The following is a 15,608-nucleotide window of genomic DNA, read 5'->3' as shown; positions in this document are numbered from 1 at the left end:
ACATGCTGCATCAACTGACCCTCGCCGAAGTCGCCCGCGGCCTCGCCGACAAGCAGTTCTCCGCCGAAGAGCTGACCCGTGCCCTGCTGGCCCGCATCCAGCAGCTCGACCCGCAACTGAACAGCTTCATCAGCGTCACCGCGGAACCGGCCCTGCAACAGGCCAGGGCCGCCGACGAACGGCGCGCCAATGGCGAGGCCGGCGCCCTGCTCGGCGCGCCGATCGCCCACAAGGACCTGTTCTGCACCAGGGGCGTGCGCACCAGCTGCGGCTCGAAGATCCTCGACAACTTCGTCTCGCCCTACGACGCCACCGTCGTCGAGCGCCTGGCCAATGCCGGCGCCGTGAGCCTCGGCAAGCTGAACATGGACGAATTCGCCATGGGCTCGTCGAACCAGTCCAGCTACTACGGCCCGGCGCACAACCCCTGGGACCTGCAGCGCGTACCCGGCGGCTCCTCCGGCGGCTCGGCCGCCGCGGTCGCCGCGCGCCTGATCCCGGCCGCCACCGGCACCGACACCGGCGGCTCGATCCGCCAGCCGGCGGCGCTGACCAACCTCACCGGCATCAAGCCGACCTACGGCCGCGTCTCCCGCTGGGGCATGATCGCCTATGCCTCCAGCCTCGACCAGGCCGGCCCGCTGGCGCGCACCGCCGAGGACTGCGCGCTGATGCTGGGCGCCATGGCCGGCTTCGATCCGAAGGACTCCACCTGCGTCGACCAGCCGGTGGACGACTACCTGGCCGCCCTGCAGAAGCCGCTGGCCGGCCTGCGCATCGGCCTGCCGAAGGAATACTTCGGCGCCGGCCTCGACAGCCGCATCGCCGACGCCGTGATGGCTACCGTGGAAGAGCTGAAGAAGCTCGGCGCCACGGTGAAGGACATCTCCCTGCCGAACATGCAGCACGCCATCCCGGCTTACTACGTGATCGCGCCCGCAGAGGCCAGCTCCAACCTGTCGCGCTTCGACGGCGTGCGCTACGGCTATCGCTGCGAGAACCCGCAGAACCTCGAAGACCTGTACAAGCGCTCGCGCGCCGAAGGCTTCGGCGCGGAAGTGAAGCGCCGCATCATGGTCGGCACCTACGCGCTGTCCGCCGGCTACTACGACGCCTACTACCTGCAGGCGCAGAAGATCCGCCGGCTGATCAAGAACGACTTCGTCGCCGCGTTCAATGAAGTCGACGTGATCCTCGGCCCGACCACGCCGAACCCGGCCTGGAAGATCGGCGAGAAGAACGACGACCCGGTCGCCCAGTACCTGGAAGACATCTACACCATCACCGCCAACCTGGCCGGCATCCCGGGCCTGTCCATGCCCGCCGGCTTCGTCGACGGACTGCCGGTCGGCGTGCAGCTTCTGGCGCCATACTTCCAGGAAGGCCGCCTGCTCAACGTCGCGCACCAGTACCAACTGGCGACCGACTGGCACAAACGCGCACCCGAAGGATTCTGAGGACGACTCACATGCAATGGGAAACCGTGATCGGGCTGGAAATCCACGCGCAGCTCGCCACCCAATCGAAGATCTTCTCCGGCAGCGCCACCACCTTCGGCGCCGAGGCCAACACCCAGGCCAGCCTGGTCGACCTGGCGATGCCCGGCACCCTGCCGGTGCTCAATGAGGAAGCCGTGCGCATGGCCTGCAAGTTCGGCCTGGCGATCGACGCGCACATCGCCCCGCGCAACGTCTTCGCGCGCAAGAACTACTTCTACCCGGACCTGCCCAAGGGCTACCAGACCAGCCAGTTCGAGCTGCCGATCGTCGGCAAGGGCCACCTGGACATCACCCTGGAAGATGGCACCGTCAAGCGCATCGGCATCACCCGCGCGCACCTGGAAGAGGACGCCGGCAAGAGCCTGCACGAAGACTTCCACGGCATGAGCGGCATCGACCTGAACCGCGCCGGCACGCCGCTGCTGGAGATCGTCTCCGAGCCGGACATCCGCAGCGCCAAGGAAGCCGTGGCCTACGTCAAGGCGATCCACGCCCTGGTGCGCTACCTCGGCATCTGCGACGGCAACATGGCCGAAGGCTCGCTGCGCTGCGACTGCAACGTCTCGGTGCGGCCGAAGGGCCAGGCCGAGTTCGGCACCCGCGCCGAGATCAAGAACGTCAACTCCTTCCGCTTCATCGAGAAGGCGATCAACCACGAAGTGCAGCGCCAGATCGACCTGATCGAGGACGGCGGCACGGTAGTGCAGGAAACCCGCCTGTACGACCCGAACAAGGACGAGACGCGCTCCATGCGCAGCAAGGAAGAAGCCAACGACTACCGCTACTTCCCCTGCCCCGACCTGCTGCCGGTGGTGATCGAGCCGAGCTTCCTCGAAGCCCTGCGCGGCGACCTGCCGGAACTGCCGGACCAGAAGCGCGAGCGTTTCGAGAGCCAGTACGGCCTGTCCGCCTACGACGCCAGCGTGCTGTCCGCCAGCCGCGAGATGGCCGACTACTTCGAAAAGGTCCAGGGCATCTGCGGCGACGCCAAGCTGGCGGCCAACTGGGTGATGGGCGAGCTGTCCAGCCTGCTCAACAAGGACGGCCTGGAGATCGAGCAGTCGCCGGTTTCCGCCGAACAGCTGGGCGGCATGATCCTGCGGATCAAGGACAACACCATCTCCGGCAAGATCGCCAAGATGGTCTTCGAGGCCATGGCCAACGGCGAAGGCTCCGCCGACCAGATCATCGAGGCCAAGGGCCTCAAGCAGGTCACCGACAGCGGCGCCATCGAGAGCATGCTCGACGAAGTGCTGGCGGCCAACGCCGAGCAGGTCGAACAGTACCGCGCCGCCGACGAGGCCAAGCGCGGCAAGATGTTCGGCTTCTTCGTCGGCCAGGCGATGAAGGCCTCCAAAGGCAAGGCCAACCCGGGCCAGGTGAACGAACTGCTGAAGAAAAAGCTCGAATCCTGAGTCATATGGACGCCGGGTTTACCCCGGCGTCTTTTTGTTCCCAGGAGTCCCTATGTATCTACGTCTCCGCCCCATACCGTTTCTCGTGGCCTGCGCCCTGCTGCTCGCCGGTTGTGCCGGTCAGGTCGGCGAAAGCCGTTACGACGAAACCGGCAAGGCTTCCTACTATGGCAAGCGCCACGCCGGCAAACGCACCGCCAGCGGCGAACGCTACGACCCCGGCGCGCTGACCGCGGCGCACCGCAGCCTGCCGTTCGGCACCCGGGTGCGGGTCACCAATCTCGACAACGACCGCAGCGTGGTGGTCCGCATCAATGATCGCGGCCCCTTCGTGCGCGGCCGCATCATCGATATCTCGCGCCGCGCCGCCGACGCCATCGGCATGGTCCGCAGCGGCGTCGCCCCGGTGCGCGTGCAAAGCCTCGACTGAAAAGGAAGTAACCGATGAGTGAGCAGGACAAGCAGCGCGGCCAGCAGGTACGCCGCGAAGTGATGGGCGACACCTTCGTCGACCGCGCCATGAACAACGCCACGGAATTCACCCTGCCGCTGCAGGACTTCGTCAACGAACACGCCTGGGGCGCCGTCTGGGCCCGCGACGGCCTGCCGCGCAAGACCCGCAGCCTGATCACCCTGGCCGCACTGACCGCCCTGAAATGCCCGCAGGAACTGAAAGGCCACGTGCGCGGCGCGCTGAACAACGGCTGCACGGTGGAGGAAATCCGCGAGGCGCTGCTGCATTGCGCGGTGTACGCCGGCGTCCCCGCGGCCATCGACGCCTTCCGCGCGGCGCAGGAAGTGATCGATGCGTGGCAGGCCGATCAGGCGTAATCACGCCTGTCGCGGGCATGGCCAATCGCTGGCGTAGGGCGAATGAAGCGGAACGCTTCATCCGCCGATAACGCCACGCCGATGGGATGGCGGATAACGCTGGCGCGTTATGCGCCCTACCCGGACTGCGCAGGAAGTGATCGACGCGTGGCAGGCGGAACACCCATAGCCCGCTTTTCGTAGGAGCGAGCTTGCTCGCGAATTCGGCCACGCCATTTGCCAGCAAGCTGGCTTGTGTACGTTTCCGCGTTACGGATAACTGAACCGCCGCACCAGCGTCAGCTCCCCCGGCGCGCGCATCGGCACCAGGAAGGACTCCTGCTTCTCGTTGGCCGTGCCTTCCTCGGTGATGACGGTGATCTGCGCCGTGGTCAGTTCCTGCGCCGCCCTCACCTGCCCGTCGCTCGCGCCGTAGCCGCCGCCGTAATAGTTGACGTAGACCAGATACTGCCCCTTCAGCGGCGACGGGCTGGCGATGATTTCCGGGCCGTAGCCGGTGGTCACGTCGACATCCAGCGCCGTGCCGTTGGCCAGCGAACGGTCGCCATACCAGACATGCCCGCCGTCCGGCGTCACCAGGTGCAGGTCGAGGTCGGTGTTGTCGCTGTCCCAGGACAGCAGCACGCGCAGCTTGGCCGGCACCCGGCCGGCGCCGCTGCTGTAGAACTGCACACGCTTCCCTGAACCGCCATCCGGGCTGCGCACTTCCACGCTGTTGCTGCCGTTGGGGAAGACGAACGGCCGGTCGAAGCCGCCCGCGTCGTCCAGCTTGAGCGGCATGCTCACGCCATTCACCACCAGCCGCGCCGGGTCGGGGGATTTCGCCATGGCGGCGATCTGCCCCCTGATCCGCGCCGCATCGGCCTGGCCGGCCGGGGTGTTCACCGAGGAGGCCGGGTAGTTCACCGTCTGGATGAATCGCTCGCCCTCCCCCGAGGACTGGCGCCAGCCGCCGCTCGGGGTATCCAGGCGGATGTCGCCGGCATTGGCCAGCGCGAACGGCAAGGCGGCGAACAGCAGGAAAAGGTTGAATCGCATCGGGCTACTCCAGCAGCAACTGGCGGGCGAGGCTTTCGATATAGCCTTCGTCCTGCCCGTTGGGGTGGGCTTCGAAGGCCAGGTGCAGGTATTCGTGGGTCAGGTCCAGGCGGTCCTGCAGGGAATACAGTTCGCGCACATAGATGCGCCGCCGCTCGCGGTCCACATGCGGGCGCCCGGAAAGCAGCCGGCACACGGCGAAGGACGCCGGCTCGGCATAGCCGGGCTCGCCGTCCAGGGTCGGCCGCCAGTCGCGGCGCCGGGCCTTCAGCCAGTCCTCCGCTGCCGGCAACGGCTGGCAGGACGCCTGCGGTTTGTCCCAGCGGGACAGGCTGGCCGCCGGGAAGGCACGGGCCAGGATGGCGTCGTAGCGGGCGCCCGCCTGCGCCTGGGCCACCGCATCGCGCCAGGACAGGCGCGCCGGACCGGGACTGTCCAGGTGGTAGGTCACCGGGCTGCCAGCCAACACCAGCTCGTCGGTCCAGGCCGCAATGCGCCGGAAGTCGGCGTTCGCCGGGCGCGGTGCGACGCGCTGGCTGGCGCTGCTGTCGGCGATGCGCAGGCAATCGCCGCGACGCTCGGCGTTCTGCAGCAGATAGCTGCGGATCGCCACCGCCAGCGCCTTGGCCGCCTCGGCCGGTTGCGCCGCCGCCTCGCGCTGCAGTACCCGCGCCACATATTCCTCCCGCGATATCCGCGCAGTCAGTCGTGGCTGCACGCCATTGCGTTCGAGAAAGAGTTCGCCCGCGCTTTCGATATCCAGACGATTGGCATTCTCGAACTCGACCCGATAGCGCCCATTCAGCGCTCCAACGCCTGCCGGCGTTCCATCCTCCCGCAGCACCTGCTTCAGCGGATAACGGGCGAACAGGCCGACCTCCACGCACTGCCCCGCCTCGGCAGGCCATGGCGCCGGCAGTACGCTGCCAAGGACATCGGCATAGCGATTCAGCACCGTCCTGCTGGTGCCCGGGCCGCCCACCCAGAGCGGCGTTCCATCCGCCAGCCAGCCGCCGAAACCGCCCTGCCGCGCCTGCGGATCGTGGTCGTCGAGCCAGCTCCAGGTCTTCACCCGCAGACGCCCGCCCAGCACGCCAGCCGCCTGCCCTTCCCCGCCCAGGATCACATCCAGCAATACCCGCCGCGCCTCCGCCTGGGCCGGCAACCGGGCGAGGACATCCAGCAATTCGCCCACCGGCACCCGCGTTTGCGCCCGCACCTGGGAAAGATCGCTCAGCCATGCCGGCGACTGCCGTGCCTGCCAGTAGCGGCGCCAGTCATCCGCCTGCAGCCCGAGCCGCTCCGGGACGAAATACAGCCCGCAGGAACGCACCAGCGCCTCGTCGCGGCCGACGCTGGCGCCGGCATCGCAGCAATAGACCTCCTCCTGCGACCGGCCGCGGCATCGATAGGCCGGCTCGCGGCTGTCGTGGTCCACCAGCCAGGCATAGACGAACAGCTTCCACAGGCTGCCGAGCGGGGTCTGCAGGTCCTGCGGCAGCGCGGAGCGACCGACCACACGGGACTCGTCCAGGCGCAGCAGTTCGTCGCCCTGCGCCGTGCGCCAGGCCAGTTGCAGCGGCGCCTCGCCGGCCACCGCCAGCAACGGCAGCAGGCACAGCGAGAGGACAGCCAATCGCCTCATTCGACCTTCACCCTGGCCAGCGCCGGCTGTTGCTCCAGCGCCTGTTCCTCGGGCGCATACAGGCGCACGTAGCGTGCCGGCGGCAGCTTGAACTCGCCCTTCTGCGAGAAGCGCAGCAGGTGGCGCACGCGCAGTTCGCCGGCCAGGCTGTCCACCGGCACCGCGTAGAGCATCTGCCCCGGCTCGAAGCGGGCCTTTTCCAGCGCCGCTGCTTCCGGCCGGTCCAGCCCGGCGACCTGGATGCCCCAGGTGGTGCGCTCGACATCGGCGCCCGGCGGCAGCGGCACTTCCAGCATGCCGTAGCGCAGGGCGCTGGCCTGCCCGGTGCTCAGGGTCACTTCGTCGAGGTAGAGGTCGTCGCTGGAAATCGGCTTGTCGCCGAGCGCCTCCACCGAGAACTCGAACGCCTTGTCGCCCGGCACCAGGCGCAGCAGGCGGCGCTCGATCTGCACGGGAACTCCGGCCGTCGGCGCCTCGTCGCTGCGGAAGCTGAGCGCGGCATCCAGCGGGCGCGCCGGCGCGGACTGCAGCGCCAGCGCAGTCGGTACGCCCTGCCCCTGCCATTCCCAGTAGCGCTCGCCGGTGACGCCCTGCACCAGCTTCCAGCCCTCACCCGGCACAGGCGGAGCGGCAGCCGGAGCCTGATCGACGGCACGCTGCAGCCAGACCAGCGCCAGCGCGCGCTCCAGAGTCGGCTGGCTCGGCGCCAGGCTTTTCAGCACGGCAGCGGCACGCTGCGCGCCCACCGGATCGAGGAAGTAGCGCAAGGCTTCGATGAAGGGCTGGTCGCTGTCTTCGAGACGCTTCCCGGCAGCCGGCAACTGGGCGGAGAACGCCGGCGGCAAGGCCACTCCGGCCTGGCGCGCCAGGCTGGCGGTCAGTGCACGGGCGGCGGCCAATCCCAACGGCGAATCCGGCGCGGCCATCACCAGGCTATCGCGGGCGTCGATGGTGACAGGCGGTTCCTCGCCGTCGCCGGCCTTGCCCAGGTCATCCATCAGCCCGCTGAGCAGGGTCGCCACCGGCAATTGCATGTCGCGGGCGAAGGACAGGATCAGCGCGCGCTGCAACAGCGGCGTACCAACCGCCTGCTTGGCGTAGATATCCAGCACCCGCTGCCAGTGATCGGCTGGCAGGCTCAGCTCCAGCGCGCGGCTGGCGTGCCAGTCGGCGTAGTAGGCGTAGGCGGTGAGGAAGGCGTCGCCGTCCTCGCCCATGCCCCACCAGGTGAACTGCGCGTTCGGCCCGGCCATCTGCACCAGGCGCAGGCGGCTGTTCTGCATGATCAGGCGCAGGCGGTCGCGCACCCGCGGCTCGCCAGCGGCGAGCATGGGATAGGCCAGGCTCAGCGGCAGCAACTGGCTGGCGGTCTGCTCGACGCCGCAATAGGGATAGCCGAGCAGATCGTCGAGATTGGCGCGGAACAATGCCCTGGCGCTGCCGTCCAGGCGCAGGCGGATATCCCGCGCATCCGCCGGCAGGTTCAGCTGGGTAGTCTCTTCGCTGATCGGCACGTGCCGGGTCTGCACCGCCTGCCAGCCTGCCGCACCCAGCGTCAGGCGTACCGCCAGGGCATCCATCGACTGGCCGTCCTGGAGCAGCTCCGCCGTCCATTCGCCTGCGCTCGCCTCGACGCCGGGCAGCGGCACATGGTTGATGCCGCGTTCCAGCTGCAGCGGGATGCGCTGCTCCTGTCCGGCATGGCGGACCAGCAGTTCGGCCTCGACCGGCTGTTCGCCCTGGTTGAAGGCGAACAGGCCGAGGTCCGGCCGGTCGCCGGCGCGAAAGCGGGTCGGGCCGCTCCACTTCAGGTACAGCGGCTTTTCCGAACGGAGGAACTGCTTCTTCTGGCCGACCTGCCCGGCATCGTCCATGGCCCGCGCGGTGATCCGCCAGCGCGTCAGCGAATCGGGCATGCGGAAGCTGAAACTGGCCTTGCCCTCGGCGTCGGTGACCAACTCAGGCTGCCAGGCGGCGGTGTCCACATCCTCGCGGCGCGGTCGCTCCAGCACCTTCACGCCACGCTCGCTGCGATTGGCCCGGCCCGGCGCCGTGCTGCTGCCGGGCAGCGCCACGTCGTAGCTGATGAAGGCCAGGCTGGCGCTGGTGCGCACGTTGTTGCGCCGCGGGTGGTAGAAGAACTGGCCGATGTCCGGGGCGATTTCCGGCTGCAGGGCGTAGATCATCTCGTCCACCACGCTGACCGCCAGGTGCGTGCTCACCGGCTTGCCGGCGAAGTGGGTGTGCAGGTCGACCTTGACCATGTCCCCCGGCCGATAGGTTTCCTTGTCGGTGGCGATGGCGATCTCCACCTGCGGCGCGGCGACCTTGATCCCGGCGTTCTGGAAGCTGTAGTCGCCGGCCTTCGTATAGAGCACGGAGAACGTCAGGTTCGGCGCGAAATCGTCCTTCACCGGGATGCGCGCGCGGTACTGGGTCGGGTTGAGCTTTTCCAGGCGCAGCCAGTCGGCGCCCTTCGACAGCAGCGCGGTGGCTTCGACGCTGTCGCGTTCCAGGGACAGCAGCGCATCGCCGACCGGCTCGGGGAAGGTGATCAGCGCCAGCGCTTCGTCGCCGGTCTTGTACTCGGCCTTGTCGAGGACGATCTCGACGGTGCCGGCCACCGCCTTCACCCCTTCGCCGCTGACCGAATGCCCGGTGGCGCCGAGCAGTTGGCCGTGTTGGTCCTTGAGCAGGATGCTGTAGGTGCCGGGCCGCTCGAAGGCGATATCGAAGCCACCCTCGCCGACCTTGCCATCAACCTTGGACTGGTCTTCCAGCCGCACCCACTGCCAGGACGCCGGCATGATCGGCGTGTTCTGCTCGCTGGCGAACCGGAAGTGCACCTTGTCGCCGACCGCGCTGAAGCGCTGCGCGGTATCCAGCCGATAGCGGGCGGCGCCGCGCTCGATGAGGATTTCCTTGCTGGTCTTGACCCGATAGGCCGCGCCGTCGCTGGCGAAGATGGTCAGCAGGTAGCGGCTGGGCTTTTCCACCGGCGGCAGTTCCAGCGCCGCGCGGCCCTGGGCGTCGGTGCCCAGTTCGCTGCTGGTCAGCTCCACCGGGAACTGGCCGAGGTACTGCAACTCGTTGTCCACCATCGACAGCTGCTGGGCACGCAGGCTGAGCTGCAGGCGCGCATTGGCCACCGGCTTGCCGTCCGGATAGAGCAGCACCAGGTTGCCCTTGACCGGCTCGCCGGTGCGGAAATCGGCCTTGGCGAGGTCGAGGGAAATCTCGAAGTGCGGCTTGATGTACTCGGCGACGCGGAAGGCGCTGCTGTACTGCTGGTCTCGGTAGACGAAGCGCAGCTCGTAGCCGCCGGCCACGGCGTTTTCCGGCAGCTGGAAGCGCGTCTGCGCGCCGGTCTTCGAGTCCAACTTGAGGTCCAGGCCCTGCAGCGCGGTGCCGTTGGCATCCAGCACATTGAGGCGGATCGGCGCCGCCTGCGGTGCGACGGAATCGCGGGCATTCCTGAACTCGCGCCCGACGATCTTCACCTCGACCCAGTCGCCCGGCCGGTACAGCGGGCGGTCGGTGAAGGCGTAGAGCTTGGTGTCGTAGATTTCGCTGTCGTAATAGAAGTTCTCCGAGACGAACACCCCGCCTTCCTCGTCCTCGCCGATCACGTAGGAGCGTTCCGGGCTGACGTGCTTGAGGCGCAGCAGGCCGTCGGCGTCGGTGCTGCCGCTGCTCATCACGCCGAGGCCGTCGGTCCACAGCACGCTGGCCCTGGGCACGGCGGTGCCCTCGTGCTTGCGCGCGGTCCACACCAGCAGCTCGTCGCCGGCGATCTTGCTCACCGCCACGGTGTTGGAGACGAACACCACGGTGGTCGCGCGGAACTTGCCGATCAGCGCCTCGACCAGATACAGCCCCGGCTTGAGCTTGCCCAGCGGGATGTAGACGTTGCCCGGCACGACGTTGATGAACTCGCTGGAAGAGCCCGTCAGATGCACGTCCTTCGGCGGCTGGATCGGCTCGGCGTCCCACAGCGGGTAGCGGAACTGGCTGATCAGCGGCAGCCCCGGCATCGGCGCGAACTGCGGCTGGGCGTCGAAGCGGGTCGGTTCGGCGATGGCGTTGCCCATCTTCAGTTCCGGCACCGCCTCGGTGACCTGCTTGCGCGACTCGTAGGAAAACGCCCGCTGCATCACCCGCCGCGACTTGCGGTACCAGTTGTCCCACAGGTAGGCCAGCGTGTTGGACAGGCCCTCGCCCTTGAACTGGCCCTCGGCGACCACCCGGTGCAGGTTCTTCTGCCGCTTGAGGAAATCCATCGGCCTGTCGATGCGGTACACCCGCACGTCCGCCCCGCCATAGGGCTCCATGCGGTAGCGCCGGTAGTCGCGGCCCGGCGCCTCCAGGCGCACCTGGGCGACCTCGTCGCTGGCATAGCTGCTGTCGGCGAGCAGGAAGAACGACTCGCCGGCCATCGGCGAATAGTTGCTCGGCTCCACCGCATCCTCCGCCCGCGCGCCGGCGAACGGCAGCAGCGCCAGCAGGAGCAGGATCAGCGGGAGAGGAACGACAGCCGATAGATGCCGATAAAGTTGGGATTGGATTCGTCGGGTATCCATCGGGTGTCCTTCCATGTCATCAGTTGTTGCAGGCCGATCGAGCGCATGCCGTTGTCGGTCGGCGTGGTGGTGCCGGTGTGATAGGCGATGCTGCGGCCCATCCAGATCATCAGGTGCTGGTCGTCGCCCTGGTCGTAGAACATCAGGTCGCCAGGGCGTGCCTGGTTGAGGTCGCGGCCGACGAACTGGCTGTTGTACTGCACCAGCTTGATGGCGTTGACGTAGGGGCCGACCTTGCCGCCGCCCTGCTGCCACTCCTGCGCCAGCCGGCGCTGGGCGTCGCTGAGCTGCAGTTCCGGCGGCAGGTAGCGGTTGGACAGGCCGTTGGCGCGCAGCCACTTGCCGTCGTGGACCCTGAGCGCCTCGTTGGCGGCGAAGCGCACCAGCCCGGCGCAGTCCTGCTGGTGCCAGCGCGGGCTGGGACCCTGGCGCAGCTGTTCCTGGGCGATGCGCACGAACCAGGCGCGAAACACCCGGGACTGCTCCGGATCGAGCGGCGCGGCCGTTTCCGCTCGTGCCATGCCGGCGAGCAGCAGCACGCCGAGGAAAAGCAGCCGGCTCATAGCGCGCGCCATTCCAGCGGCAACCATTTCCATGACGCGTCCGCCTGGATGCCGGCCGGCAGGCTCAGGGCGTATTTGCGCTGGCCGGCGAGCACCTTCAGCTTGGGCAGCAGGTGGGTTTCCGCGGCGTTGCGGAACACCGGCTCCATGTCCTGCGGCAGGCTGTCGAGGGTTTCCTGCCGGAACAGCGTGGCGAGGGTTTCCGGCGCCAGGTAGAGCGGCACCAGGGCATCGGAGGGCAGCACTTCCGCCAGCGGCGGGAAGCGCTTGTCGAGGGTATCGAGGGCCTTGTCCACCAGGCGGTCGTCCAGGGAGAACAGCAGGGTTTCGCCATGCCGGGCGAGGCTGACGCGGAAGAAGCCCTTGCCGCTCACCGCGTACGGCGACTCCGCCTGGCTGGCCGGGTACTGGCCGAAGTTGGAGCTGACCTGGCGCCGCCATTTGCGCGTATCGCCCTGGCTGTCGGCGGCCACCGGGAAGGCGCCGTCCGGCAGCTTGGCTTCATGGGCGCCGATCACCGAACCGAACAGCTTGCCCAGGTCGTCATCCATCTCCGCGCTCGGCGGCGCGCTGAGCCTGCCCACCAGCAGCGGGCTGTGCAGGCGCGAGTCGGCGTACCAGCAGAGGCCGGCGGCGCCGCTCAGGTGCTGGCTGAGGGACTTGGCCATCTGCGCGTCGGCGCCGAGGCGCTGCAGCAGCTTCTGCTCCTGCCCCGGCACCACCGGCAGCGCCACGCAGGCGCTGGCGCCCATCGGCATGGCCTGCCAGACCGGGGCGAAGTCCAGCGCCGGCTGGTCGTCCACCTCGTCGAGGGCGAGGAAGCTGTGCCAGCCCTGGGCGCCCTTCTCGAAGCGCAGGCCGGCGAAGGCCGGGATGAAGTGCCGGTAGCCGAGGGCGAGCAGGTCGGCGCCGAGGACGATGCGCTGGCTCAGTTCGCCGCGCGGCTTCAGGCCGAAGCGCTCGGGGAAGGGATCGTCGCCGTCGAGCAGGTCCTCCAGCTGTTCGGTGGCATCGGCCGCCTGCAGCGCGCCATCGAACAGCATCCCCGGGCTGGACAGCACCAGCAGCCGGTCGCCATGGGAGGCGAAGAGCAGTTCGCGGTCGGCGTTGTAGCGCAGGCGGTAGAGCGGCACGCTGTCGCCATCGACACGCAGTTCGCCGTCCTGGCGCAGTTGCCGGTCATCCAGGGCGACGCGGGCCAACGGCTCCAGCACCTTCGCCAGTCCGCCGCGCTGCATCAGGATGAGGAAGTGTTTCGGCCGGCCATCGGCGCCGCGCCAGAGGGCGACCTGCGCGGGCTGGTCGAGCAGTTCCTCGATCAGGCTGTCCTGCAGCTTCAGGTCGTGCTCGTAGACGATCCGCCGCAGGCTGCCGATCAGGCCGAGTCGGTCGGCGTTGTTCTGGTAATAGAAGACAAAGTCCTCGGTGAGGATGTCGCGCAGCATCGGCACCTCGAGGAGGTCCTTCGGCAGGCGGCTCAGCGAGGCGCTTTCGATCAGCGCGTCGGGCCGGTTCAGGTCGAGGCCCAGGGTGCTGCGCTCGGCCAGCTCCCGCGCCGGCCCGGCGGCATGGAAATACCAGCCCATGCCGGCCGCGACGGCGGCGACCAGGCCGAGACCCAGGCCGATCAGCAGGCCGCGGCGGCGCTTCGGTCGGGTGGTGGATGGGGAAACGTCGTTCTCGCTCATGGGATTCCTTCCCACCTCAATATCTGAATGACTTGACCAGCAGCAGGTCGCCGATGGTGCGCAGGGGCACGAGGAAGGTCTCGCGCTTCTCGTCCACTGTGTTCTCGTTGAACACCAGGCTGATCTGCGCGGTGATGACCTCGTTCTGGTTGCTGCCGGCCTGGAAGTTGTAGCCCTGGCTGTTCAGGTTGCCCCAGTAGTTCACGTAGAGCAGGTAGGTGCCGTGCTGGGGCGCGGCCATGGTGAACATTTCCGGACCCGGCCCGTCGACGCTGTCGACGTCCAGCCCGCCGCCGGCCTTGAGCACCGGCCGCGCCCAGTAGGCGTGCTCGCCGTCCGGGGTGACCACGTGCAGGTCGAGTTCGGCCTTGGGGTCGTCCCAGCCCAGCACCACGCGCAGGCGCGCCGGGGTGAGCAGGCGGTTGGCCTCGAAGAATTGCACGCGCTTGAGCGACTGCCCGCTTTCGCTGGCCAGCTCCACGCTGTTGGAGCCGGCGCCGAAGGCATAGGGGCGAACGAAGCGGCCCTCCTCGTCGGTGTACAGCGGCAGCGGATTGCCGTTGACCACCAGCCGCTGCGGCCTCTGGGTGCCGGCCAGCTCGCGCAGGCGGCCTTCGATCAGGCTGCGGTTGCGCTGGCCGCCACGGTCGATGGGCGGCGTGGGATAGGCGACGCGGGGGTTTTCCGTGCGGTCGAGCAGCCCGGAATAGCGCCAGCCCGCCGCGGGTGCATCCAGCTCGGCGCCGGGCGCGGCCAGGGCATTGTCCAGCCCCAGGCAGAGCAATAGCGACAGTACGCGCGCATGGCGCATGGTCGGTCCTTGAGTGAAAGGAAATTCGCTAAGCCTAGACGGACCTGACGAAGCGGACTATCGGAGCATTCCGAGGACACATCGGATTGGTCTGTAGGCGATGCCGAACCTGTAGGAGCCAGCTTGCTGGCGATCCAAACCTTCCGGCAAATCCGGCGGCGCCGGCGAACACGACAAATCGCCAGCAAGCTGGCTCCTACAAAAGCATCGACTTATGCGGCCGTGGCCTCCGCCGCATCGACCAGCGCCGCACGCTGGCCGCGCTTGAGGTCGATGCCAGCCAGCAGCAGCAGGCCGACCACGAAGTAGCTGCCCGTCACCAGCATCGCCAGGCGGTGATCGCCGTCGCTCAGCCAGTTGGTCAGGCCGTAGGTCATCGGCCCGAGGATCGACGACAGTTTGACCGCCTGCCCCCACAGGCCGAAGAACTCCCCCAGCCGCGTCGGCGGTGCCAGCAGGCCGACGATGGCGCGCCCGGCCGACTGGCTGGCGCCCATGCACAGCCCGGCGACGTTGGCCGCCAGCCAGAACTGCGCCGGCCCCTGGGCCGACCACACCAGCGCCACCATGAGAATCCAGCCGCACAGGGTCAGGGCCAGGGTCAGGCGGTGGCCGAGATGGTCCTGCAGGTGGCCGAAGGCCAGGGCGCCGAGCGAAGCGGTGATGTTGACCACGAAGATCAGCAGCAGGGTGTCCTGGGTGCTGAAGCCCATGGCCTGGTCGGCATAGATGGCGGCCAGGGTGATCACCGCCGAGATTCCCGCCTGATAGCTCAGGGTGCACAGCAAAAAGCGCAGCAGGTCGCGGTAGCGGCGCGCCTCGCGCAGCGTGCGCCCCAGGCGCGCCCAGGTCTGGCGCAGGCGATGGCGCTCGTCGGCGCGCAGCTGCGGGCGCGCCCGTTCGCGCAGGAAGAGGAAGGTCGGCAGGCTGGACAGGGCGAACAGCGCCGCGGTGATCAGCATGCACACCGGAACGAAGTCCGCCGCGTCCTGCCCCTTCCCCTGCGCCCAGGCGACGTACGCCAGGCAGGCGCCGAGGCTGAGCAGGCCGCCGATGTAGCCCAGTCCCCAGCCCCAGCCGGAAACCCGGCCGAGGGCATCGCTGCGCGCCAGTTCGGGGAGGAAGGCGGCGACCAGGTTCTCGCCGGTGCCGAAGAAGAAGTTCGACAGCACCACGAACAGCACCGCCAGGGCGAGGGTGCCGGGACCGGCCAGCGCCAGGCCGGCGGTGCACAGCACGCAGCCGATGGTGGTCAGCAGCAGCAGGCGCTTCTTGCACGCGCAGGCATCGGCGTAGGCGCCCACCAGCGGAGCGCTGAGGATCACCAGCAGGTAGGAAAGCGAGATGGCGCTGGTCCACGCCAGGGTACCCCAGTCCGCGCCGCCGGCGACCACGGCGACGAAGAAGGCGTTGAACACCGCCGTGGTCACCACCGTGGTGTAGCCGGAGTTGGCGAAGTCGTACATCGCCCAGGCCCAGACTTCTCGATAGCGCACTCCCGGGACGAGACTGGCGGACATGTAGATTCTCCGTTCTGC

At 68.4% G+C, this 15,608-nt stretch carries 11 protein-coding genes; 4 read left to right on the top strand and 7 right to left on the bottom strand.

What is annotated here, in order from left to right; all coding sequences use genetic code 11:
* Nucleotides 1-2: 2 nt before the first annotated feature.
* The 4 genes from gatA to BLR75_RS25020 are packed head-to-tail and all read left to right on the top strand — an operon-like array spanning nt 3 to nt 3,745.
* Nucleotides 3-1,457 carry an Asp-tRNA(Asn)/Glu-tRNA(Gln) amidotransferase subunit GatA gene (gatA, locus tag BLR75_RS25035; RefSeq protein WP_090416169.1) on the top strand — a complete coding sequence of 485 codons (1,455 nt, stop codon included), beginning with the start codon at nt 3-5 and terminating at the stop codon, nt 1,455-1,457.
* 11 nt (nt 1,458-1,468) lie between these two features.
* Nucleotides 1,469-2,914 (top strand): Asp-tRNA(Asn)/Glu-tRNA(Gln) amidotransferase subunit GatB, encoded by a 1,446-nt coding sequence (gene gatB, locus BLR75_RS25030; protein WP_084315005.1) that lies wholly within the window; start codon nt 1,469-1,471, stop codon nt 2,912-2,914.
* A gap of 52 nt (nt 2,915-2,966) precedes the next feature.
* The gene (locus tag BLR75_RS25025) at nt 2,967-3,344 is read left to right on the top strand and encodes a septal ring lytic transglycosylase RlpA family protein (protein ID WP_084315004.1); all 378 of its coding nucleotides are present in this window, start codon (nt 2,967-2,969) and stop codon (nt 3,342-3,344) included.
* Between the two features lie 14 nt (nt 3,345-3,358).
* Nucleotides 3,359-3,745 carry a carboxymuconolactone decarboxylase family protein gene (locus BLR75_RS25020; protein WP_084315003.1) on the top strand — a complete coding sequence of 129 codons (387 nt, stop codon included), beginning with the start codon at nt 3,359-3,361 and terminating at the stop codon, nt 3,743-3,745.
* A gap of 249 nt (nt 3,746-3,994) precedes the next feature.
* Here BLR75_RS25020 and BLR75_RS25015 read toward each other — a convergent pair whose 3' ends face one another.
* The 7 genes from BLR75_RS25015 to BLR75_RS24985 all read right to left on the bottom strand — a co-directional run bounded on the left by BLR75_RS25015 (nt 3,995) and on the right by BLR75_RS24985 (nt 15,590).
* On the bottom strand, nt 3,995-4,783 hold the full coding sequence (locus BLR75_RS25015; RefSeq protein WP_084315002.1) for a YfaP family protein: 789 nt from the start codon (nt 4,781-4,783) through the stop codon (nt 3,995-3,997).
* Nucleotides 4,784-4,787: 4 nt separating this feature from the next.
* Nucleotides 4,788-6,428 carry a DUF2300 domain-containing protein gene (locus tag BLR75_RS25010; protein WP_084315001.1) on the bottom strand — a complete coding sequence of 547 codons (1,641 nt, stop codon included), beginning with the start codon at nt 6,426-6,428 and terminating at the stop codon, nt 4,788-4,790.
* Entirely contained in the window at nt 6,425-11,008 is a 4,584-nt protein-coding gene (locus tag BLR75_RS25005; protein ID WP_090416168.1) for an alpha-2-macroglobulin family protein, read from the bottom strand. Before BLR75_RS25005 ends, BLR75_RS25010 begins: the two co-directional genes overlap by 4 nt.
* Complete coding sequence (locus BLR75_RS25000; RefSeq protein ID WP_084314999.1) at nt 10,942-11,571, bottom strand: DUF1175 domain-containing protein; 630 nt, start codon at nt 11,569-11,571, stop codon at nt 10,942-10,944. The genes BLR75_RS25005 and BLR75_RS25000 overlap by 67 nt, the downstream gene beginning before the upstream one ends.
* Nucleotides 11,568-13,259 carry a DUF2138 domain-containing protein gene (locus BLR75_RS24995; protein ID WP_084314998.1) on the bottom strand — a complete coding sequence of 564 codons (1,692 nt, stop codon included), beginning with the start codon at nt 13,257-13,259 and terminating at the stop codon, nt 11,568-11,570. The genes BLR75_RS25000 and BLR75_RS24995 overlap by 4 nt, the downstream gene beginning before the upstream one ends.
* Nucleotides 13,260-13,275: 16 nt before the next feature.
* A complete protein-coding gene (locus BLR75_RS24990; protein ID WP_084314997.1) occupies nt 13,276-14,070 on the bottom strand; it encodes a YfaP family protein in 795 nt (264 codons plus the stop codon).
* 212 nt (nt 14,071-14,282) lie between these two features.
* Nucleotides 14,283-15,590 carry an MFS transporter gene (locus tag BLR75_RS24985; RefSeq protein ID WP_084314996.1) on the bottom strand — a complete coding sequence of 436 codons (1,308 nt, stop codon included), beginning with the start codon at nt 15,588-15,590 and terminating at the stop codon, nt 14,283-14,285.
* Nucleotides 15,591-15,608: the final 18 nt, after the last annotated feature.

The sequence above is a fragment of the Pseudomonas jinjuensis genome, from assembly GCF_900103845.1.
Classification (GTDB): Bacteria; Pseudomonadota; Gammaproteobacteria; order Pseudomonadales; family Pseudomonadaceae; genus Pseudomonas; species Pseudomonas jinjuensis.
This window is presented reverse-complemented; position numbering and strand designations above follow the sequence as displayed.